This is a genomic window from Streptococcus sanguinis, assembly GCF_050223295.1.
Classification (GTDB): domain Bacteria; phylum Bacillota; class Bacilli; order Lactobacillales; family Streptococcaceae; genus Streptococcus; species Streptococcus sanguinis_X.
The window spans coordinates 981,824-1,004,781 of the sequence record NZ_CP071424.1 but is presented as its reverse complement, the minus strand read 5'-3'; the positions used below and the strand labels follow the sequence as shown (position 1 = coordinate 1,004,781).

The 22,958-nt window shown below is 41.0% G+C and carries 21 protein-coding genes and 1 pseudogene; 2 read left to right on the top strand and 20 right to left on the bottom strand.

The window, feature by feature from the left end:
• Positions 1-5: 5 nt before the first annotated feature.
• From J1C77_RS04945 to udk, 7 genes and pseudogenes are all read right to left on the bottom strand, one after another.
• A complete protein-coding gene (locus J1C77_RS04945) occupies positions 6-497 on the bottom strand; it encodes a hypothetical protein (RefSeq protein ID WP_235787764.1) in 492 nt (163 codons plus the stop codon).
• A gap of 108 nt (positions 498-605) precedes the next feature.
• A complete protein-coding gene (locus tag J1C77_RS04940) occupies positions 606-992 on the bottom strand; it encodes a hypothetical protein (protein ID WP_235787765.1) in 387 nt (128 codons plus the stop codon).
• Positions 993-1,315: 323 nt separating this feature from the next.
• On the bottom strand, positions 1,316-2,314 hold the full coding sequence (locus tag J1C77_RS04935; protein WP_002921540.1) for a hypothetical protein: 999 nt from the start codon (positions 2,312-2,314) through the stop codon (positions 1,316-1,318).
• A 157-nt stretch (positions 2,315-2,471) separates the two neighbouring features.
• A pseudogene (locus J1C77_RS04930) lies at positions 2,472-3,146 on the bottom strand (hypothetical protein).
• 147 nt (positions 3,147-3,293) lie between these two features.
• The gene (locus J1C77_RS04925; RefSeq protein ID WP_002921543.1) at positions 3,294-3,959 is read right to left on the bottom strand and encodes a hypothetical protein; all 666 of its coding nucleotides are present in this window, start codon (positions 3,957-3,959) and stop codon (positions 3,294-3,296) included.
• An 83-nt stretch (positions 3,960-4,042) separates the two neighbouring features.
• On the bottom strand, positions 4,043-4,711 hold the full coding sequence (locus J1C77_RS04920) for a YoaK family protein (protein WP_002921544.1): 669 nt from the start codon (positions 4,709-4,711) through the stop codon (positions 4,043-4,045).
• Positions 4,712-4,876: 165 nt separating this feature from the next.
• The gene (udk, locus tag J1C77_RS04915; RefSeq protein ID WP_032907433.1) at positions 4,877-5,512 is read right to left on the bottom strand and encodes a uridine kinase; all 636 of its coding nucleotides are present in this window, start codon (positions 5,510-5,512) and stop codon (positions 4,877-4,879) included.
• Positions 5,513-5,591: 79 nt separating this feature from the next.
• On the opposite strand from udk, the gene J1C77_RS04910 reads away from it, so the two are divergent.
• A complete protein-coding gene (locus J1C77_RS04910; protein WP_002921546.1) occupies positions 5,592-6,602 on the top strand; it encodes a Gfo/Idh/MocA family protein in 1,011 nt (336 codons plus the stop codon).
• A complete protein-coding gene (locus tag J1C77_RS04905; protein ID WP_002904320.1) occupies positions 6,592-7,683 on the top strand; it encodes a DEAD/DEAH box helicase in 1,092 nt (363 codons plus the stop codon). Before J1C77_RS04910 ends, J1C77_RS04905 begins: the two co-directional genes overlap by 11 nt.
• Before the next feature lie 92 nt (positions 7,684-7,775).
• On the opposite strand, the gene J1C77_RS04900 is transcribed toward J1C77_RS04905, so the two are convergent.
• The 13 genes from J1C77_RS04900 to J1C77_RS04840 all read right to left on the bottom strand — a co-directional run bounded on the left by J1C77_RS04900 (position 7,776) and on the right by J1C77_RS04840 (position 22,951).
• Positions 7,776-9,173 carry a polysaccharide deacetylase family protein gene (locus J1C77_RS04900; RefSeq protein WP_002921547.1) on the bottom strand — a complete coding sequence of 466 codons (1,398 nt, stop codon included), beginning with the start codon at positions 9,171-9,173 and terminating at the stop codon, positions 7,776-7,778.
• 61 nt (positions 9,174-9,234) lie between these two features.
• Complete coding sequence (gene gloA / locus J1C77_RS04895) at positions 9,235-9,621, bottom strand: lactoylglutathione lyase (RefSeq protein WP_002921548.1); 387 nt, start codon at positions 9,619-9,621, stop codon at positions 9,235-9,237.
• A gap of 113 nt (positions 9,622-9,734) precedes the next feature.
• Complete coding sequence (locus J1C77_RS04890; protein ID WP_002921549.1) at positions 9,735-10,673, bottom strand: ketopantoate reductase family protein; 939 nt, start codon at positions 10,671-10,673, stop codon at positions 9,735-9,737.
• Between the two features lie 15 nt (positions 10,674-10,688).
• The gene (locus tag J1C77_RS04885) at positions 10,689-12,080 is read right to left on the bottom strand and encodes a sensor histidine kinase (protein WP_002904314.1); all 1,392 of its coding nucleotides are present in this window, start codon (positions 12,078-12,080) and stop codon (positions 10,689-10,691) included.
• Positions 12,070-12,744 (bottom strand): response regulator transcription factor, encoded by a 675-nt coding sequence (locus J1C77_RS04880; RefSeq protein WP_002897753.1) that lies wholly within the window; start codon positions 12,742-12,744, stop codon positions 12,070-12,072. The genes J1C77_RS04885 and J1C77_RS04880 overlap by 11 nt, the downstream gene beginning before the upstream one ends.
• A 104-nt stretch (positions 12,745-12,848) precedes the next feature.
• Positions 12,849-13,322: a hypothetical protein gene (locus J1C77_RS04875; protein ID WP_002921550.1), complete on the bottom strand. Its 474-nt coding sequence runs from the start codon at positions 13,320-13,322 to the stop codon at positions 12,849-12,851.
• 181 nt (positions 13,323-13,503) lie between these two features.
• Complete coding sequence (locus tag J1C77_RS04870) at positions 13,504-14,319, bottom strand: SDR family NAD(P)-dependent oxidoreductase (RefSeq protein WP_002921552.1); 816 nt, start codon at positions 14,317-14,319, stop codon at positions 13,504-13,506.
• Between the two features lie 3 nt (positions 14,320-14,322).
• The gene (locus J1C77_RS04865; protein WP_002904310.1) at positions 14,323-14,649 is read right to left on the bottom strand and encodes a DMT family transporter; all 327 of its coding nucleotides are present in this window, start codon (positions 14,647-14,649) and stop codon (positions 14,323-14,325) included.
• A 55-nt stretch (positions 14,650-14,704) separates the two neighbouring features.
• On the bottom strand, positions 14,705-14,989 hold the full coding sequence (locus J1C77_RS04860) for a helix-turn-helix domain-containing protein (protein ID WP_002900560.1): 285 nt from the start codon (positions 14,987-14,989) through the stop codon (positions 14,705-14,707).
• A 267-nt stretch (positions 14,990-15,256) separates the two neighbouring features.
• On the bottom strand, positions 15,257-19,447 hold the full coding sequence (locus J1C77_RS04855) for a GbpC/Spa domain-containing protein (RefSeq protein ID WP_002921554.1): 4,191 nt from the start codon (positions 19,445-19,447) through the stop codon (positions 15,257-15,259).
• Positions 19,448-19,610: 163 nt separating this feature from the next.
• Positions 19,611-22,151 (bottom strand): M1 family metallopeptidase, encoded by a 2,541-nt coding sequence (locus J1C77_RS04850; protein ID WP_002921556.1) that lies wholly within the window; start codon positions 22,149-22,151, stop codon positions 19,611-19,613.
• Positions 22,152-22,319: 168 nt separating this feature from the next.
• Positions 22,320-22,646, bottom strand: coding sequence for a hypothetical protein (locus J1C77_RS04845; RefSeq protein ID WP_002897756.1), 327 nt, complete (start codon positions 22,644-22,646; stop codon positions 22,320-22,322).
• Between the two features lie 8 nt (positions 22,647-22,654).
• On the bottom strand, positions 22,655-22,951 hold the full coding sequence (locus J1C77_RS04840) for a hypothetical protein (protein ID WP_002895761.1): 297 nt from the start codon (positions 22,949-22,951) through the stop codon (positions 22,655-22,657).
• Positions 22,952-22,958: the final 7 nt, after the last annotated feature.

Genomic DNA, 22,958 nt, shown 5'->3' with positions numbered 1-22,958 from the left:
TTGAACTACCGTATTAACCGCTCCCAAACCGAATCAACTGCCGTTCCAACCGGCCCAAACATCGACCCAATCGTTGCACCTTCCAATGGACCAATTGATTTAATTGTATCTAACGCCCCAACAGCCACTGCTTTCCCAACATGACCTGATTCAGAAAATTCTTGCATAGCACTACTAGTGTAAGTTATAGCTATGTCTGCAACAGTTAAGAAAGTGCTTGCTTTCCCTAAAAACTTTGCAGATTTTCCTAACCAAGCATTCTTAGTTAATGCTTTATATACATTTGAATTTTTAACAAATTCTGTCACCGTCTGTTTAATTGTAGTGGTTGGTAATAGAAAACCCAAGCCTTTATTAAAAGAATCTATCTTTTTACCAATTGAATTAGCAGATATGGTCCATTTCCCCAATTTTAAACTCTTATCGCCTAGTTCACTATACGACTTAATCAGCTTATATATCCCTTCTCTATTTTTCGAAGAATTAATCAATTCCACTATTGCATCATTTTTTAATATCTTTTCAACCACATTCTTAGGGTAAAGCTTATAAAGTATGATAAAACGTTGATAAAGATCACTTTTTCTAGCGTCATCTAATAGATTTTATGCTTGCTGAAGAAGAGTTTCCTCCTCTGCTTTCTTTTTAGATAATTGCTTCCCATTCTCAACACTCTTATTTGCCTCATTTTGATCTAGCGCATGCTTGACATTCTCCAGTAAATTGCTATCTAGGTGATTTGACTGATAGTCTTGAAGTGTCTTTGTTTCCTCATCTGTCAAAGACTTCCCTTCATCCACCTTATCAATCAAACCTCGGATTTTCATCTCCTCTGCCTTGACCTGACGTGCTTGCTGTACGTACTCTAAAACAGAAGCATCCACGCGTTCTGGATAGGACGCCGCATATCGCTCTATCGCTGTCAGCTCCGCTTCAGTCAGCGCTTCGCCTTTGTATACCTTATCCAGCGCTGACCAATAGTTGTTCTCCATTTCTATCTCCCTGTCTGCCCATACCTCTATTGCTATCAAAATGGGCGTTGAGATAGCAAAAGTCTCAGACCAAGATTTCTTGCGGTTACGTATTTCCCAAAATTGCGACTCTGTCAATTGGTAAAACGTTCGATTGCTAAACCAATTCAGATAAGGAAAGAAATAACCCTACAATGTCGGTAGCTTATCCAACAAAAAATATTCCTTACTATCCTCCAATAATATATACCGAAAATTTAGATGATGCGCTTGCACAGCAACCCCCTAGAATAAATATAAAAATAAACAAGTCTTGTTTGAATCAAATCTGATTATTAATTTCATCATTTCTTTCCTCCTTTAGTTTTATCTTTTGATTTTTTGATTTTCGATAGTATAAAACTAGCCAAGCAATCTAATCCTATTAGGTAGATAAAAACTCTGCCAATAAAATTTAACCAAAAGGGATGTTTGATACTTGGATTCGAATAGCTAGTATTATAAAAAACACCTAAGAATATAACAAAAACTAAGATTTCAATAGGAATACGAATTTTTGTTTTTTTCAAACTAAATCCTTTAAATAGTTCTCGAAAAGTTTCTTTCCTTTTAGGAGCCTCTTCCCAATATTCCTTGCTCTGAATTTTTAGATGCAAAAGGTATGTAACCTCTATGATTAGTTGAGAGAACGCATAGCTGAAAAGAAGAGAACCAAAAATCCCAAAGATAAGAATCAACTTTCCTGAAAGAATTCCTCCTAACATGGAGAGACCGAAAATAATAAGAAGAGAATTTCGACTATAGACGCTAGATTTCGCAAAATAGTTGCCCACTGTTCTATTTATAGAGAATCCATTTTTAAGCTGCCTTTTTAACCAAAGATAATGATAGATAAAACTTAGAACTGTTTCTACGATAAATAATGGCACAAAAATTGGTGAGTACTTTGGAAAACCTATCGTAAATTCTTTTGTTGATATCGAAGTAACTACAATTAAAAGCATCATCAACTGTAAAGAAAAGAATATACTTGCATAACATAATGCTAGAAATGCAGTTGATAAAATTTGCCTTTTGTAAACAAAGGAACCTAAAAAAGGAAGAAAAAAGGCTATAACAAGATAACATGCAATAAACACGAGTAAATTAAAAAATATATTGCTAAATGGATTAATTTTCAAATCTATATCAAAATAGTAATAAAAAGCAATAATTTCAATAGCCAATATTAGTACTCCAGTCCATGCAATAACCAGCATACTGACAGATGCTCGTGTATTAGCTAGACTTTTAAAATACAGCTTATTTGCATCTTTAATTTCTTTAAATGTATTTTCTTTCAAACCTTTATACCTTAAAAATGAACTATCTGTGTTCCCTTCGCACTTACATGATCGCTTTGTTCAATCCACGAAAATGCCGTCGATAATACTCAGTATTATTAATAAATCAATTTCTATAAAAAATATGCACTATAAATGAAGAACAAAGAATCCAATTTTATTTATCTTTATTCTCCTTTTCTTCTGCAAATATCACTTCCCCCTGCTCATACTTCCGCATGGCTAAGAGCCAACGGATAGGATTGTTTTGGAACAGAGAAATTACGACCACAGCTGGAAGAACCCCTGCTATTGGTGAAAATAATAATGAAAGATCGAACCACTCATGATTATAATAAGGAATAAGCATCCCTGGTATTCCAAACATACCTACAATTCCTACACAAAAGAGAAGAATGAAGATAATAAATATGAAAAAGAAAATTTTACCAAATGTGGCTTTCTTATCGGAAAAACCTTCCCAAATTAAACTGCTATTCACTGCAGCTTTAAATTGTTCTTCGTTTGCCAAAACTGTGGATCGAACATTTTTATACAAGGCCTTTTCCAACATATAAATACTTCCAACGAAAACTAAAAATATGGCTTATAAAATGATTGGAATCATCCTCTCGTTTAATCTAAATGGAGTAGTAAAGGAAAAAATAGCAACCCCAGTACCCCCACCAAATAACGCAAAAAGTAATATCAAAGGAATAATAGCCTTATTGGTCTTCCTAGCCCCTTCCGTATTTAACAAGACACTCTTATCAGCTGCCAAAGCCTCTTTTGTTCGCGTGTTATAGTAGACGGCTTCATCACCGCTCTGTCCAATAAAAATTATTTTTCTCATATTCAATCACCACAGTTTTAAAACATCTTTATAATCAGAAAATTCAACTTTATCATGTCTAGCTTTATCATAGCTTGTTGATAAAACATTACCAACCACTGTTCCTACCCATGCACCAAATAAGGTCTCAATAGCAATAAGTAAAAACTATTGTTTTTCCTTTTCTTCTGCAAATACTACTTTTCCCTGCTCATACTTCCGCACAGCTAAGAGCCAGCGGATAGGATTGTTTTGGAATAAGAAAAGGTACAACAATGCAGGAAAGAGACCTATCAATAATGAAAATATAATTTGTGCATCAAATTTCTCCTGCTTTATAAATGAACTTACAATATTTGGTACAGTAGCAATTCCTATGAATGTTAAAAATAGAATTACTAACTGTATTATTAGAAAAACTGTTATCTTCCCAAACGTTGCTTTTTTCTCACTAAAATTTTCCCAGAACAAATTTGAATAAACTGCTTCTTTAAAATCTTGCTTTGTTGCTCCTCGGGCTCGTTTCACTCCTTTATATAAGGCGACTTCCATCATCCATATAAATCCAAATATGATAAGGAAAAGACAAAGTATAAAAATAGGAACCATCCCACTATTGTAACGAAAGCCTGAGAAAATTGGTATAGAAACAAATCCTCCAAGTAAACCTAAAAAAGAGAATAAAGCAATTAAAGGAGCAATCCCTCTATTCGATCTCCTTGCTCCTTCTGTATTTAAGAGAGCACTCTTATCAGCTACCAGAGCCTCTCTTGTTCGCGTATTATAGTAGACAGCTCCGTCACCGCTCTGTCCTATAAAAATTATTTTTCTCATATTTTCTTATATTTTTACTACTTTCTATGAATTTCACAGTATCACTTCTTAAGGCACTTCGTTTCTAAGAAAAATATACACCCTCATCTCCTCACATACTGAATGCCTCGGAAAAGGAGAAAGGCTGTTAGAATCAGAGAAACAAGCCAGATGGTCTTCAGGAGGTAAAATTGAATTAGATAGGTAGAGATGATGGCTCCCACTACAAAGCTTGCCAGTAGAGCTACAAAGAAAAGGCCTTCTTTCAAATCTTTCGCTTTCTTGTTTCGAGCATAGTTGCCAAAAGCTACCATGGTTTTCTTGATATTCCCCGTCATAAAGGAGTTGTTGTAGACAATGCCATCCACCTCGCCAAAAGCGGTCGCAACCAGGCCCATGCAGAAAGCAAGTGGCGGCACGATATAGAGATGGGGGATATTTGCTGGCAAAAATCCAGCGATAACTGTTGTCAATATCAAAGGGAAAACACTGGACAGCCTGCGCCAAGAATGATCAAAATGATGCTGAAAAACGGTCATCAGAAAAATACCCAGCATAAAGGCCAACATAGTTGCCAATTTCACTTCAATTCCTCTTGTCTCTTGATTGATGAGCTCAACCGAAAGGAAAACGACATTTCCCGTCTGCCCTGCCACCAAGGTCCCTCCCCGCTCAATGAAGGTATAGGCGTCGATAAATCCTGCACAAAAGGTCAAGAGGCAGGCAAAAAATTTTGAACGAGAGTGAAACTCTCTTTTTACAAATTGTTTCATAAACCACCTACAAAATAAGGGAGTGACCAGACTTCGAAAATTCTAGATTTCAGTCCGTCCACTGCCCTTTGCTAGATTAGATTTCAAAAATCTTGCAGCTACTGCGATTCACCAGATTTACAAACTTTTATTTCATCAAATGACAGAGCTAGAAAGCTGTCTGTCCTAGCCTTCTCTGGCTTCCTTAAGGATTTTTTCAATCTTGGTCGTAATCAAGTCAATAGCCACCTTGTTAGAAGCTCCCTCTGGAATGATGACATCCGCATAGCGCTTGGTTGGCTCGATGAACTGATGGTACATAGGCTTAACGACACCCAAATACTGCTCAATAACACTATCCAAACTGCGACCACGCTCTTCCATGTCCCGCTTAATACGACGGATAATCCGAACATCATCATCTGTGTCCACAAAGATCTTAATATCCATCAAATCCCGCAGGCGCTGGTCCTCTAAGACCAAAATCCCCTCAACGATGAACACATCCTGAGGATCCTGACGATAGGTCTTTTTACTGCGGGTATGCTCCGTATAGTCGTAAGTAGGGATATCCACTGGCCGACCAGCCAAGAGCTCCTTGATCTGCTCAATCATCAGGTCCGTGTCAAAGGCAAAAGGATGGTCATAGTTGGTCTTCACCCGCTCCTCAAAAGTCAAATGCGTCTGATCCTTATAGTAGGAGTCATGTTCAATCATGGCAATATTTTCGTTTGGAAAATTAGCCAAAATTGCTCGAGAAACACTGGTCTTTCCGCCTCCGGAACCACCAGTTACACCAATAATAATAGGTCTATTTTGCATTATAAGCTCCATCTCTTGTTATCTTATCTATTTTACCGCAATTCATGTTATAATGAAAGAGCTAAAATAAAAAAAGTACATGCTTAAAAATAGAAAAAAGGAGGTTTTTATGCTCAAACTTGGAATCATCGGAACAGGTTCTATTTCTCATGAGTTCATCAAGGCTGCTCACTCAACAGGCGACTATCAGCTTGTTGCTGTCTACTCTCGGACTTTAACTTCTGCTGAGCGCTTTGTGCAAAACTATGGAAATACAGCCGTCTATACTGAAATGTTGGAATTTCTGTCGTCCGATATTGATGTCGTTTATATCGCCAGTCCCAACAGCCTGCATTTCAAGCATGCCAAGGTAGCCATTCTGGCTCGTAAACATGTCATTGTCGAAAAGCCTGCGGTTTCTCGTCCCAAAGAATGGCGGGAATTGGTCAAGCTGGCTGACGAGCATCAAGTCTATCTCTTTGAAGCTGCCCGCAACTATCATGAGCAGGCATTTGATACAATCAGTGATTTTCTCAAGGACAAGACCGTCTTGGGAGCCAACTTCACCTATGCCAAGTATTCTTCAAAAATGCAAGCTCTGCTTGCGGGAGAGCAGCCCAATGTTTTCTCAGCTAAGTTTTCTGGCGGCGCTTTGATGGATTTGGGTGTCTATCCTGTCTATGCGGCTATCAGACTTTTCGGCCATCCGCGCTTCGCTCGCTACAGCGCCCAGCAGCTAGCCAATACGATTGATTTAAATGGAGCCGGCTGTCTTATCTATCCAGATTTTCAAGTTCAGATTCAGGCCGGTAAAAATATAAACAGCAATCTGCCTGCAGAGATTTACACAGATCAGGGAACTCTGACTTTAGACGGGATTGAATTTATCAGCTCTGCTATTTTCCAAAATCTGGACGGTCAAGAGGAGCTGCTGCCTATCCAGCGTGCTTCCCATACCATGCTGGAGGAAGCTCAGGCTTTCGCGCGAGTGCTCAAGGGCGGACAGGATGCAGCTCATGAGAAATGGTTGGATGCGGCAGCGGCTGTTCATGAAAGCTTATTTGCCATGCGCAAGGACGCTGGCATTAGATTTGAGGTTGATGATGATTAAGGAACAATTTCCCCCGAGCTGGCAAAATCAGCTGGCTCAGCTAGGCTTTGAAAATTTGACAGCTATTCAAGAGAAGATGTTTGAGCCTATTTCTGCAGGTGATACCGTGCTGGGAATCAGTCCGACTGGTACTGGTAAAACTCTGGCCTATCTCTTTCCAAGTCTGCTTAGACTAACACCTAAAAAAGCCCAACAACTCTTGATTTTAGCTCCTAATACTGAGCTGGCCGGACAAATCTTTGAGGTCTGCAAGACTTGGGCGGAGCCTTTAGGGTTGACAGCCCAGCTCCTGCTCTCCGGCTCCAGCCAGAAGCGACAGATTGAGCGCCTTAAGAAAGGTCCGGAAATTATCATCGGAACGCCTGGACGGATTTTTGAGTTGGTCAAGCTCAAGAAAATCAAGATGATGAATGTCGAAACCATCATTTTGGACGAATTTGACCAGCTGCTCAGCGATTCTCAGTATCACTTTGTAGATAAAATCACCCACTATGCGCCTCGTGACCACCAGCTGGTATATATGAGCGCCACCGCTAAGTTCGACCACGATAAGATTGCTGAAAATACCCTAGAAATCAGCATTGACGACCAAGTTTTGGACAACATCCAGCATTTTTACATGCAAGTCGAAAAACGTGATAAGGTGGACTTGCTCCGCAAGTTATCAAATGTTGAAGATTTCCGCGGACTGGTCTTCTTCAACGCTCTGTCAGACCTAGGCAGCGCTGAGGAAAAACTCCAGTATCGTGAAGCCAATGCTGTTTCATTGGCCAGCGATGTCAACGTTAAGTTCCGCAAGGTTATTCTAGATAAGTTTAAAGAACACCAGATTACTCTCTTGCTAGCTACTGACTTGGTTGCTCGCGGCATAGATATTGACTCGCTAGAATGCGTCGTCAACTATGACCTTCCACGCGATTTAGAAACCTACACCCACCGCTCTGGCCGAACCGGCCGCATGGGCAAGGAAGGCTATGTCATTACCTTTATCAGCCATCCAGAAGAGCTGAAAACATTGAAAAAATACGCTTCTGTGCGCGAAATTGTACTAAAAAATCAAGAGCTTTATATAACGAGTTAAACTAAAAAGCTTTGGAAACATTAGATTTCCAAAGCTTTTTGATTTTACTCATTACCAACAAGAATTTCAAACATCTAACCCCAAGGACCGTCTTAGTCTCTGCCGTAATAAATACGATGCGGCTCTATTTGGCCTTCCAGCAGCTCATCGACCGTTACCAAAGTATAGCCGTTACTCTTCAGATATTCGAGGACACTTGGCAGAGCGTCAATACTGGTCTGGTGAATATCATGCATGAGGATAATCGAACCTGGCTGAGTTTTAGCAATCTCTTGCATAATAGCTTTAGTATTGCGTGTCTTCCAGTCTAGGCTGTCCACATTCCACATGATAAAGGACTGGTCAACCGAATTTTGGATTGTAGTATTAATAGCTCCATAAGGAGGCCGCGTAATCGTTGGCTTGATGCCTATGACATTGTTAATAGCGGTCTGGGTATCGAGGATTTCTTTTTGGGCTGACTCTAGAGGTAGTTTGGTTAAGACTGGATGGTCCCATGTATGAATCCCAATCTGATGACCTTCATTGTGCACGCGCTTGACAATCGCTTCATTACCAGCAATGTTTTGCCCAACCATAAAGAAGGTCGCCTTGGCACCGTATTTCTTAAGGATATCCAGAGCCTGCGGTGTTGTCTTAGGATCTGGACCGTCATCAAAGGTCAGAGCAACCATCTTCACATGCTTCTTAGCTTCAAAACTCTGATAAGCTGCCAAGTCATCGCCAGTCAGATAGTCCGCATTGATCTGGTCATAAAAGCTAGACAAAGGAACATCAATGCTGGTTAAGCCTTGCACTTCCTTACTCAGCTTAATAGAAAAATGGCTGTACTCATAACGGAAGGACCACTGACTCAACTCCGTTCCATTAAGGTTATTGAGAATTTCCGTCTGCACCGCCTCATCGGCCTGTCTAAAGGTCAGCTGGCTGGATATTTCGTTGATGAAGATTTCCTTAGCTGCATCAGGATCCTGAAAAAGCTTATCTAGAGTGAAACGGCTGCCGTCTGCACCGAGATAGCTGTCAGCAACTTCCCGCTCTTCTCCTTTACTGATTTTCATCTCTTTGACATGATAGTCCTTGCGATGCACCAGTACTTCTTTGACATCCTTCAGGCTCGTTTCTTTTTCCTCGGCATAGTAGAAGGTCAATTCCTCAATCTTATCGCCCTTCTTCTGATTATCCTTAATCGTCTGGCTATCTGCGTCCATCTGCTCCTTGACACTTGCCATAACCTGACCATCCAGCAGAGGATAAAAGGCCTCTACGTAGTGACTGCCAATCATCTTGCTCTGCTTTTCAGTTTTTTCAGCGTGGAAGGTCTCTTCTTGAGAAATCAACACACTAACCTTCTCTTGCAGTTCCTTTTCTTGGAAAATAGCGTAAATCTTTACAGCACCCAGAAATAGAGCAGCAACAAAAGCTAAACCTAGCAAGCTGAGAACAATGAGCGTTTTCTTACCGTGTTTCTTGTTATTTTGTCTTTTCATACACCTGTCCTAAATGAATAAAAATCATCATTTATCTTGCAAAATTAACTGCAGCTAGATGTTAGAGACTCTTCTCACGAATGACTTCCACCTTGTAGCCATCAGGATCTTTTACAAAATAATAATTAGGCGGGTTGCCAGGAAGGCCTTTTGGATCTGTCACTTCATAGCCTTTAGCCTTGTGCTCAGCGTGCAGACCTTCCAAGTCTGGCGTGCTAAGTGCCACGTGAGCAAAACCGTCCCCAATCACATAAGGACCATGGTCATAGTTATAGGTCAGTTCCAGCTCATAATCATCACCTTCCAAACCTAGATAAACGATAGTAAACTGATAATCTGGAAAATCCTTGCGACGAAGATCTTTAAAACCAAAAGCCTCTGCATAAAAAGCGATAGACGCTTCCAAATTCTCCACACGCAAACAAGTATGTAACATTTTTGATGCCATAATTTCACCTCATTCTTTCTTGTTTATTATTATACCCTATTTTGGGCAAAACTTATATTAAATTTTTAAAAAAGTAAATAGAAGCCAGATAAAAAGCAAGCTAATAAGGCTTGCTAAGAATTGTTTTTCAAAAACTGATCAATGAAGTCGCTATACGAATTCCATTGAGGCATGGGAATGCTTTCTTTTTCAGCACTTCTTTTGATTTCAAAATATTGATCAACCCATTCGGCATAGCCTGAATGCATATGATTTGTGACCATTTCGGCAACCAAAAGCTGACTCAACATGAACTTCATTACTGGAACCAAGAGAAATAGGGGCATGGATAGATATTTAGTAGGTTTATAACGATGTTTAGGAATGCCATATCGCTGACAGAGTTCTAAACCTTCTCGCCAAGCGCAAATCATCTTTCGAATTGCTTTTTTATCTTTCAAGAGTGCATCAAAAGTCCCCGCTTCTGCAACTGCACCTGCCATTACCGCCTCCTGAAGGCAGTGAACCTTCATCCAAGAAGCCAAGTCAGGCATAGCATCAATGCCTATACCACTAGCTGTGAAGATAGGAGACAACTCTGATGTGTAAGAATCATCATCAAGTAACGTAGCTTCTTTGAAAATGATAGCTTGGATCCGACCATCACTCTTTCGCCCTCCTCCAACAGAAGAAGGAAAAGCTAACGACACCTGCTTTCTGTCCAAATAAGAAGGAATCTTGGAGTTGATATTCCAGTTATTCTGTAAAATAAGTAAATGAGCTTTTTCCTTTATAGCCGCCAAATGATCCAATGCCTGCTCTAGTTGCAAACTATTTACCGTTAAGAGAATCAGGTCATAGTCTTGAGCGATGCTCGTCACCAATGGCGGCTGGAAGTGATGTTCTTTATAGACCTGTTCGTCTTTCCTTAAATCTTTAATAGAAAGTGTGAAGCCTTGCTCAAAAGCCGACAGCTTATGCTCTCTAACTAAGACCGTAACTTTATGTTGATTAGACAGTAACCAAGCGTATGTCAAACCGATTGTGCCAGCACCATAAACCAAAATGTTCATATTAGGCCTCTCCCGCTATTTAACAGAACGCTTTTTCGTTTCTTTCAGTAGCAGTTTAACTTCAAAGACCGTACCTTTTGGTTTGTTGTCCTTGACATAAATAGAGCCTTTGAAAGCATCGACAATCTGCTTGGCCAGAGAAAGTCCCAGACCAAAGCCACCTTTCTGACGGGTCCGAGCCTTGTCCACCCGATAAAAGCGATCAAAAATCTTCTTCTTATCTTCATCGCTGATACCAGGACCATTGTCCGCCACTCGGAAAATAAGGTAGCGATCTGTCGAAGTAGCCATGACACTGATTACGCCATCATCATCTGTGTACTTGATAGCATTGTCAAATAGAATGGTCATCAGTTGTTTGAGAAAAATTTGATCGGTTACAATAGGGTGCTTGATCATATTTTCTGAATGAAACGCTTTTTTATTCTCCCTTGCGATAATGCAGTAATTAGCAAAGGTCGTATCAAAAAATTCTGGTTCGACTTCACCATATTGTGGCTTGATGCCATCATCGCGGCGGGCCAAATTGAGCAGATTGGTCGTCAGCAAGCGCATATTTCGTACTTCATCCAAGCTAGAAGCAATATTTTCACTGCTCTGCATAATTGTAGCTTCAGGCTTACGAAAGAGCGTCTCTAAGCGGCTCTGCAATACTGCCAGAGGAGTCCGTAGCTCGTGACTGGCATTTTCCACGAAAGCCTTCTGCTTCTGGATACTTTCCAGCAGAGGCTTGACACTCATCCGAGCCAGATAAATACTGGCAATCAGGGAAATTCCCCAAAAGCTGACCATGACCATGGCAATCAACTGCTCATGCTTGCTGCTGGTCTGCTCCAGCTGGCTGATACTAGTCATGACCACAGCGTACTTGATATCAGGATACTCATTTTTAGGATCAATATCAAAGAGATAAGCCCGATAGCTTTCTGTCTGACCAAAGCTATTACCAATCACAATTTCCTTGATTTGATTTAGATAGGACTTGTTAAACTCTAATGAATTAAAGTCCAGAAAACCATCGCTCTTGCTGGTGGAAATATTTTTATAATCATCATCCAAAAGCAGGGCAAAAGTATTAGAGCTGACATTTGGCGTAGTTAGATTGTTAGGCTTAGGCTCTTCATCTGAATCACCATCTGGCTCTTTACTGCTTTTAGGACTTTTAGAATTGACCTTATTACTCGGATCAGACTGCTGACCTGTCGTCCGATAGGCCAAATCAGCTACTGAACTAGGATCATTACTCAGGTTTTTCAGATTTTCATCAACTGACGTATAAAGGCTGGAGCGCATAACCTGAATAATAATCAAGGTCATGGCTGAGAAGATTAATGTAAACAACCCAAAATAGCGAATGAAATAAGAGAAATCATCCGCATAAAAGGTCTTCTTGATTTTATTCAGCATCTTTTAAAATGTAGCCGACACTACGAAGAGTATGTAGGTTTTTCGCAAATGCCGTTCCTTTCAGTTTTTTACGAATCTTTGAAACGTACACTTCGACAACGGAAACAGTGGTATCACTGTCAAAGCCCCACAGACGGTCAAAAATTTGAGTCTTAGGCAAGATTACATTTTGATTTTGCAGGAAATAAACCAAGAGGTCGAACTCTTTACCAAGCAACTCTACATCTTTACCTGCCTTCGTGGTCGAATTTGTAGATAGATTGACAGTCACATCGCCGTAAGAAAGAGTATTCTCGTTGAATTTACCAGCGCGTTTCAAGAGCGCTTGGATCCGCATTTTCAGTTCTTCCAAATAGAAAGGTTTTGTCAGATAGTCGTCAGCGCCGAGCTCAAAGCCATGTCCTTTGTCATCCAAGCTTTCCTTAGCTGTCATGATGAGAACAGGTGTTGTAACTCCTTTTGCTCGGAGATCTTTCAGCACTTGGAAACCGTCCTTTTCAGGCAACATGAGATCCAGCAAGATGAGGTCATAAACACCGCTTTCTGCTTCATATAGACCTTCTTCACCATCAAAAACCTGCATTACATCCGCAAAATCATCTAAAAAATCAAAAACTGAGTTTGACAGTCCAAGGTCATCTTCTACCAATAGAATTTTAATCATTTTTCTTTCCTCCAATAAAACTTACCAAGATCATGTCTTTTGGTTTTTGTTTTATTTGCTATTCTTATTATATCATGACTTGGGTCAAAATCAGTAAGTTTTTTCTACGACTGCGACGTTTTATTTTCTTTTGTCGACTTATTATTGTTCTTGTCCGATTGTTCATTTGTGTTCGTTGAAGACTTTTTCTTGTTTTTCTTCCCGTTATCATTTTGCTGAGCAGGAGAATTCTTGCTCTTGTCATTGTCAGACTGCTGGCCGTCTTGAGACGGCATGCTTTGGTCTTGACCGTTCTGTCCTGGTCCACCATCCTGCGGCGGCATTCCATTACCTGGTCCACCATTTTGACCATTCTGACCTGGTTGTGGTAGCATTCCATTTCCTGCATTCTGCCCCTGCTCCGGTGCTCCAGGCATAGTAGCTGTCTGTTGAATAGCTGATTGCTGATTGTTTATACCGTGAATAGCTGTCGCAAGGCCATAGCCACCCATAAGTCCGACTGCTAGAGCACCACCCGTCGCAACTGTCAGCCACCATTTGGTGCTTTTTTCTACAACCATCATTTTTTCCATATCCATTTAATACGATTCCTTCTTTCTTTTGTAAATTTTTCAATCTGTTTCTATCAAACAAGAAGCTAATGCAGCTTACAAGTCATCCCATACACATCCTTTCACTTGAATAGCATTATCATATAGATTTTTACTTAAACAGGACTGAATTTTTTCTTAAAAAAGGCTGAAAGATAGGGAAAATGGTTTATGAAAAGTGTTTTTTCAATATACGGCTATATTTATCTAATAAAAGAAAATCAGCTAATCTTGAAGACAGAAGATTGAGTTTAGCAAACAAAGATGCTCCTCGCCCCATCAGGATGACTCTTTGATGAGACTTAATACCTTTTAGCAAAGCTAGGCAAACTTCATCTGTAGTTGAAATCTTAATCCCCATTTCCTTCCAAACAGGATGGTAAGGCTTTTCTGAGGGTGTATCCGCAGCATTGGGACAAAAATAGGTTAAATACACCTTTTTCTGCTCCTGCTTTAATTCGCGATTCATTGATTCAATAAAAGAAAAAATCCCTGCGCGACTAGCCACATCTACGCTATAGTAAGGGAAAGCGAGCCGCCCATCTGCAAAACCGCCAGAATGAACAATTGTAGCACCTTTTTCATTTGCTAATAAGGGCAGAAAAATCTTGCTAATCAGAATGGCGCCAGATAAATTGATCAATAGTGTCTGCTCTATGTCCTCAAGGTAATGCGCTGACAAAGACTTTCTTACATCAAAACCAGTTGCATTGATAACAATATCTATACATTCCGACCACTCGTGTATCTCTGATACTACATTTTTTAGAGACTCTTCACTTGTAATATCAACTGAGCTTATTGGAATAAAAGACGAAAATTCTTGCACAAATATCTTTAACTTCTCTATATCTCTTCCTAAGAGAAATAACCTAGCACCTGCTTGATGAAAAGCTCGTGTATAGACTCTTCCCAAACTGCCACTTGCACCAATAATTACAACCTTTTTATTTTTAAAATAATTATCAAACATATCATTCTCCATTCTCTAGTGAGTCTTTTGTGATAAATTCAATAAAACAAGTCCGACAATAACTAGACTTATCCCTAAAAGGCTTACAGCTGTTACTTTTTCGTGCCAAAGCAGAATAGATAATATCGTTGTCCCTACTAGACCTATTCCAGACCAAATAGCGTAAGCTAGATTTAACTGAATGCCCTTTAAAGATAGAGATAAAAAGAAAAAGCACAAGCCATAAAACATCAAAGCAAGGCAACCGAAAAATAGTTTCGAAAAACCTTGAGATAGTTTTAAAAGACTTGTGGCGGCAATTTCAAATAGAATTGCGAGAGATAAATAAAAATAGTAAAACATTGTTTTCCTCCTAATATTCTAAATAACTAAAAAGTTAGCAGGAAAATCAATAGAACTATCCGAGAGATGAAACAAAGCAAGTCCAAAGTGTACAGGCATTTGTCAAAATCATTGATTTTATGCTCGAATCTTTGGAGATAGATAAAGCTTTTCGACCGCATAACTCGTCTAATGAAATCTGGTAAAAATCGGCTAGACGAATAAGACTTGCACTATCTAGAATCGTCTTATCATTTTCCCAGTTCGAGATGGTCTGCCGAGTCGTTCCTAATGATTCTGCAATCTGAGCTTGGCTATAGCCTCTTTGCTCCCGTATAAACTTCAATTGTTTTCCTAACATTATCTTTTCCTCCTCATCATACTTATTTTTTAGTTGTTTGGCTAGATGAAATTCTTTAACATTAGTGATTATTGTAGGTAAAAATTCTTTGACATGGCTATTATAACACGATTTACGTTCATCTTAAAATACTTGCCTATCTAAAACACTTGATACATCTATCAAACATTTGCCCCAAAAATCCGCAGCAAAAAAGACTGGGACAAAATTGTCTCAGTCTAAATTTATCATGTTCAAAAGCTCTGGATGCAGGAGCTGTTTATCTTTTTATGACTTTTTCTTAGAAAAGCGGAAACCAGCTGAAGCTAGCAAGGCCGCAAAGCCAAGATAGGTGAGAAGAGAGCTCGCATTGCTACCAGTTTTAGGCAATTGACCTTGACTGGTTTGGTAGCTGACGGATAGCTGCATGTTGCTTGGTTGCTTACTTGCAGATCTTTGATGCTGCCAATCCTGATTTGAAAGAGGCTCAAATTTTTGCGCTGTTTGAACAGTAATCTCTGCAGGAGGTGTCGAAACACTAACCTGATTGGATTCTATCCGGTATTGATTATTAATCAGCAAGCTGAAATGATTGGTATAGGTTCTGCCTGGATACAAGAGTCGACCGACTGCTGCTGGAGCTAGGGTCTCGGTCGCAGTATTCAAGTCAGCATTGTAGCGTTCAAGCAGACCTGGTGCAGCAACAAAAGTCAAGACTCTGGTGCTCGGGTCATAAGAAACTTCATAACCAGGACTTTTCGCTCTAGTCGCTTCTAGATCCAATTCAAAACCTTCCGGCAGACGATCTTCCAATACGAAAGAGTGAATTGGCAAGCGATAAGCAGGCAAAGCATCCGTTACCAGATTAAGGACAGCAAAACTTCCCTGGCTAACCTCTTGTTGATGAATATTCTTCTTGGACTCATCCTCCAACTCTTCTCTGACTTTTAACTGGATAAAGAGCTGGTTATAGTGATAAGTTTGAGTCGGCGCTTGCGGACGGCTTGGCAAAGCTTGAAAGCTAGGCTCAGCCGGCTTTTGAGGAAGCTCTTTATAGGTCGGCTTGTCAGGCTCCTCAATCAAAGGCAGGTCACTTTCTCTGACAGGTGACTGGGGCTCAGGCTGAAGAACTGGTTCTTTAGGGAGCTGTGGTTCCTGCAGATAGCTTGGCTCCTGAGACAGGTCCTCTAAAGCAATTTCTTCTTCATAAGCAGGCGGTTTCGGTGCTTCTCCCGCGCTTGCTTCAGGATCTTTTTGAGGTTTTTCTGGTTCTTTCAAATAAGATGGTCGTTGAGGTTCCTGTGGCAGTGGATTTTCGACCGGAGCTTGCGGAAGGCTCAGCAAGGGCTGCTCCTTCTCATAGGTCGGCTCTTCAACTGCAGTCGGCTCTGTCAATAGAGAAGGGGAGCTAGGTTCTTCTGGCACTTCCTGATAAACTGGCTTTTGAGGTTGAAGCGGCTCAGGCAGATAAGTTAGCTCTTGCGGCAGACTTTCCAAATCTCTTTCCGGTAGAACTGCTGGCTCCTCAGGCCGATTTGGAAGAGGAAGAGGCTGAGTTTCTGTCGGCTGGCTAGGAAGTTCTTGATAGGCCGGCTGATCTGGCTCTTCTGGCAAGGGTTGATAAACTGGCTGACTCGGAAGAGGCTGCAAGGCCTTGACTTCCTCATAAGCCGGTTCCTGAGGTTGAGCAACTTCTGTCGGAGCAACAGGCTTCATTGGAACACCTTTGGCTTTAATATCAGAGTTAAATACAAACCAAGCAGAACCCCGGTTTCGTGAACCAATGTCAAAGGAAATGACATCGCCTTGCGCCTTACCGACAATAGCGCCATACCAGTTATAAGGACTAGTAGGTGTATCCCACTTGTTGTGCTCAAAGCGAGAACCTTCCCGCTCAAAGTTAATAGAAATATCAGCGTGAACACTAGTATCTGGGTGAACATTAATGGCAGAGCCTGTAATAGGAATATATTCACCATTAAAATTCTTGATATATTCAATCGCAACTTTGTTCGTATTTAAAGACGAGAAGCTGACAAGCGAGCCTGTCATATCAAGCCTTTCTCCCGCCTCATCGAAAAACTCAGCTTGAACATTGACCCGAGAATGGCCATAAAAATCCAAGGTCCAGACAGTCAAGGTCGGATCCTTAACTAAGAAAACTGGCAGCTTATCCTGACTCTTCGTTGATTCTTTCAGAGTATAAGTGTAGACAACTTTAGCGATTTTCTTGCCCTGAATACTGGAATTTTTGATATTAGTATAAGTAGCTACCAGAGGCACATCTTTTTGTAAAATGACTTTAGTCTGATGTTCTTTCCCTTTTAAAACACTGGTCAAAGCAGTTATTCCTTGTTGATCCATTCCCCAAGAACGAACCTCATCAGTCAGCTCATCATTGGTATAGGTTCTAATAGAGGGATCAAGCGTCAAGACAGCCTGGGACTCAGATTTGAAAACAAAAGGCTGGCTTTCAACCTTACTGAGATAACCTTCTTCATTTTTCTTAGCTTCAGCTTCTTGCAACTCTCTCTCAAAAGTTACAAGAGCTGCATCATACTTAGTTTTGGCTGTATCATAGGCAGCTTTTGCCTTCTTATATTCTTCCAAGAGCTTATCAAAGTCAGCTTTCAAGCGGGCATTTTTTCCCTTAATGCTTGCATTTTCCTGCTCAATCACTGCGTTCTGCGCTGAAATAGCCGCAAGGTTTGCATCATAATCTTCTTTTAGTCTTTGATTTTCTGCTTCAATTCTTGCAAGATTTGCTTGGTAGGTCGCTAAGTCAGCCTGATAAGCAGCTAGTTTATTCTTATTTTCCGTCTCAATCCGAGCAGTCGCCTCCTGGTAGGTAAGCAAGGCTTTCTCATATGCTTCCCGACTTTTCTGGTTGCTTTCAGTGATTCGAGCTATATCCTGCTCATATTGAGCTAATTGATTTTTATAAAGCTCTTGTTTTTCCTGATTTTGCTGACGAATCTGGGCGTTTTCAGCTTGAATGGCATCATTACGGGCTGTTATTTCTGCTTTTTCTGTCTCATAGGCTGTTTGCCGCTTCTTATTTTCAGATTGAACACGCTCAAGTTCAGATTGATAGGCAGTCAAAGCTGCTTGATGATCTCTCGCTTTGGCATCATTGGCCGCCTCGATTTCAGAGCGATTCTTTTGATAAGCAGCTAATTTGCTCTCATAGTCTTTCTCTGCCGCTTGATTTTTTTGACGAATCTCAGCCAATCGCTCTTGATAAGCAGCTAAATCAGCCTGATACTGCTCCTTTAAGGCTGCATTTTTCTTCTGAACAGCTAGATTTTGCGCCTCAATCTCTTTATTCTGCTCTTGGATTTTAGCCAAAGCTGTCTCATAAGATTGTTTTGCAGCTTGATTGGCTGTTTGAATGCGTTCTACTTCCTGCTGGTAAGCCGTCAATTCTGACTGATACTGCTGCTCTAGCTCAGCATTTTCTTTCTGAACCCGAGCCAATTCTTTCTCATAGTCAGCCAAGGCAGCTTGATAAACAGCTTCTTTTTCTGCCTTAACCTGAGCCAATCTGGAAACCTCAGCTTCATACCGTTTGACTGCTTCCTGATAGGCCTTTTCAGCTGCCTGATTTCGTTCTGCAATGGCTGCATTTTCAGCTTGGGCAGCTTTGTTGTGAGATGAGACTTGGGCAAGCTTTTCTTCATAGCGACGCTTTGCTTCTGCATTCTTCTCCTGGGTAGCTTTCAGCTCTGTAGCATAGCTTTCCATAGCAGTTTGGTAGTCCGCTTTTGCTTGAGCATTTTCTTGTAAAATCCGTGAACGCTCCTCTTGATAGGCTGCTAAAGCTGCTTGATAGGAGGCTTCTTTCTCTTGATTGATTTTTACTATACGGCTCAATTCTGCCTGATAAGCCGTCCGTTTCTGCTCATAGTCTGCCTGAAGCTGAGTATTTTCAGCCTGAATGCGACTGGACTCTTGTTCATAGGAAGCCAGAGCCTTGTCATATTGGTCTTTCAAGGCTTGATTGGCAGACTCTTTCTGACTGAGTTCTTTCTCATAAGTCTTCAGTTGCTCTTGATAAGCTGCTGTGGTTTCACGTATTTCCTTGACTTGGGTCGCATAATCTGTTAGGGCTGTCTCCCGTTTACTAGCAGCTTCTTCTGGATCTCTAGCTGTTCCTAAATCAACAGTCGGCTCCTGCTTTAGCTGAACTCCTGCTTTCCCGGCCTCTGCCAAAGCTTGGTCCATTTCTGCATGAGAAACCTCCAAGGGAAGCTTGTCTTGATTAACTGGCTCTGACTGAGCAGGCGCAACAGTTGGCTGGGACGCTTCGATTGGCGAAAGAGCAGCTTCAGAAAGAGCAGACTGATCTGCGGCTGAAGATACCTTTTCCTCTGCTTGAACTGATCCGGCAGCTATCAACAAAGCCGCACCCAAAACAGCTCCGCACAAGCCCTTAGAAAGGCGGCTCTTGCGGAAGCCATATACTATTTTCTTTTCCATATAAACTCCATTTCTCCTTTAAACAGTTGCCTGTTTATTTCACATACTTTTCTATTTTATCAAAGCAAAGGCATATTAGCAATGTTTAAATACTCAAAATGATAAAGAAAAAGCCTGAGATAGGCTAATATCCCAGACTTTCTTGTTATTTTAATCAAATCTATCAGATTGCAGCTCGAATTGCTTTTTCCACTGCTTCTTTCTCGCGCTTCACCAGTTCAACACGCGCAGCAATTTCCTTGATTCCCATGCTGATGTTTCGGCTAATCGCCATATCGTCCAACTGTGGTTCAAAGAAGGCTTTGTATTCTGCTAATCTCTTCTCTGTCTTGAAGACCATTGCTGGACTAATGACAAAGCTATCAAAGCTCATGTCGCCACCTAATGCAGCCTTAATCCAGTCCCAATTCTCACGCGCCCAAGTCCACACTGCTTCTTGAGTAAAATCCCGGCTGAGGAAACGGGCATACCAAGCTGACAAATCCTGCGGTTTCACAGTAAATTTATCCTTCCAAGTCGCTAACAGTTCATCCAAGGTTTCCTTGTTCTTCGTATAAGAAAGAGCTGTAGAAAGAGCATTTTTGAAGCTTCCATCATTTGAAGCGACATAGAGGTCCAGATAAAGCTTAGTCAGCTCCTTGCTTTCATGATGCTTGATTTGGTTGACCAATACCTGCAAGCGAATAGCGGCAGGGAGTTTTTCCAAATTATCACGATAGCGGTCAAAAATCTGGCTAGATTGAGCTTTAGCTGCCTCATCGTCAGCCTTAATCATATTACCCACAATCAACTGACGAACCATCTCATCCTCATCGCTTTCACCCTCCTGTTTTTCAAAACCAAGACGGTCGAAATTACTTTGACTGAGAATTTTCAGCAAGGCTTTGTAATCTTCTTCAGTCTGACTGCCTTCATCCACAAAGCGGTTCAATCCTTCTAGCACTTGGGAAACAGCTGAAACCACCATATAAGAAGTTTCGTTTGCCAGCTTGCTGATAACTGGCAGCAGGTCCGCATAGGAAATCTTACCTGACTCTGCTAGAAGTCGGCGCTCCTGCACGATTTGCAGTTTACTGATATTGTCTAAAGAGCTAAGATTATTCAGAAGAGCATCTAGCAACTTACCCTGATAATCTGTAATATAGTGAGCAGTGTTTTCTGTATTAAGACGCAAGGCTCCTTCATTTTGCGCTGCTAGGGCTGCATAATTAGGAATTTCTAGTCTTTCTGTCGTCAGAGTATCAGGAAGTCCTTGCCAGTTGCTATTGAGCGGTACTGGCCAGAGGCGACCTTTGTCTTCGTGCTCTCCAATGAAGAACTGCTTCTGGGTCAAAATCAAGCAGTCATTTTCAACCTTAGCAGTGACAACTGGATAACCCGGTTGTTCCAACCAAGCATCCATAAAGGCAGCTACATCACAGCCAGAAGCTTGAGAAAGAGCATCCCAAAGATCACGACCGATGGTATTTCCATATTGGTGCTTCTCAAAGTAGGCGCCTAGTCCCTTACGGAAGGCATCGTCTCCCAGCCAACGGCGCAGCATGTGCATGAGACGGCTACCCTTGGCATAGACAATGGCTCCATCAAAAAGAGTATTGATTTCATCAGGATGCTTGACCTCTACATGGACCGACTGGACGCCATCTGTCGCGTCACGCTTGAGGGCATAAGGAGCTCCACTGGTCTGGAAATCTTCAAAAATCTTCCAGCTAGGCTCAATCGCATCAACTGAGACATACTCCATCATATTGGCAAAGCTTTCATTGAGCCAGAGGTCGTCCCACCACTTCATGGTCACTAGATTTCCGAACCATTGGTGGGCTAGTTCGTGAGCAACAACCAAGGCAACTGTCTGACGGCTCAGAGCTGTTGAATTTTCATCCACCAGCAGATAAATTTCCCGATAGGTTACCAATCCCCAGTTTTCCATAGCCCCAGCAGAAAAGTCTGGCAGGGCCACATGAAGGGACTGAGGAATAGGATACTTGACTCCATAGTATTCTTCATAAAATTCGATACAGTGAACCGCAATGTCCAAAGCAAACTCAAGATTGCTCTCTGGGTGGGCCTTGGTCGCATAAACTCCTACCAAAGTTCCATTCTTGGTTTTAGCAGTAATTCCTTGCATATCACCTGCAGCAAAAGCCAAGAGATAGGAAGACATACGTGGAGTCGTTTCAAACTTCCAAACGCCAGTCGCTTTGCGGTTTTCAACATCAATTTCTGGCATATTAGACAGAGCCAACTCACCCTCTGCTTGGTCAAATTTCAAAGCCAAATCAAAAGTTGCCTTAGCCTCTGGCTCATCCACACTCGGAAAGGCTTCGCGGGAAAAGTGGCTCTCAAACTGCGTAGAAATAATCTCTTTTTTCACACCATCTACCGTGTAGTAAGATGGGTAAATCCCGGTCATATTGTCCGTAATCTTACCAGTATAAGTTATTGTCACCAATACAGGCCCAGCCGCTTCCAGCTCGATATAAAGAGCTTCATTGTCCTTATCAAGAGTGAAAGGACGAGCTTGGCCAGCCACCTCTACAGCTTCAACTGTCAAATCTTTTTGATGTAGGGAAATCTTACTCGTCTTAGCTTCTCCAGTAATGGTCACCTTGCCTGAAAAAGACTTGTCGGCACGATTCAGATCCAAAAAGAGATCATAGTGCTCAGGAACAAAAGTTTCAATAAAATGTTTAACTGCTTGCATAAGCTTCTCCTCATCTAACGAACATCATGGCAAAATTATTCTGCCACCCTTGTCCACTTATAATCTGTTATTATTGTATCATATTTAAAAGATTTCGTTGCAGAATAAATGCAAACAAAAAGACAGGGGAATAACCTGTCTATGTAGTTTATGAAAATGGAAGAAAGGTCAAGAGTTCTTCTTTTCTTTCTCAAGTTCCTCTAATTTTTTATTATAGATTCGATTTTCTTCGTGATAAGTTTTGTTTAGCCGTTCTTCATAACGCTGAATTTTTCTCTCAAAAATTTCTCTATTTTCTTCTATTTGTCTTAATTCATATGAGGGCACAGTATCAGGACTATTGCAACAAAAAGAAAATATCCATTCGCTCATTTCCTCTGAAACATTTTTAGCCTCTCGTCTCATATCTTGGTAATCCCATTCATACTCACTAACTTTCTTTCGAAAAGCTATGTGATCGTCATCAAGACGATCAATCTTTTTCTGAATATCCATAAAGCCTCCTATAAGATAGGGCTGGTCAAACTAGGCTTAGGAACAGCGCCTAGTACCTCCTTGATTGAATCTGCTGCTCCACCTGTGAAAGCTCCAGATAAGTCAGCAGGTACTTGAGTAGAGGCAAAAGTTTTCATAGTATCTGCTTGACTATCTAGCCAACTCTGCAAAGCTTGACTTTCTTCAAGAAGGACAGCTATTTTAGCTGAAATTAAACCACGAATAGCAATACGTTCCTGAATCTTTAAATATTCTTTTTTTATACGTTCGGCTTCAGCTCGATCTTCTGTATTTGGTTCAATCATGCGTTTC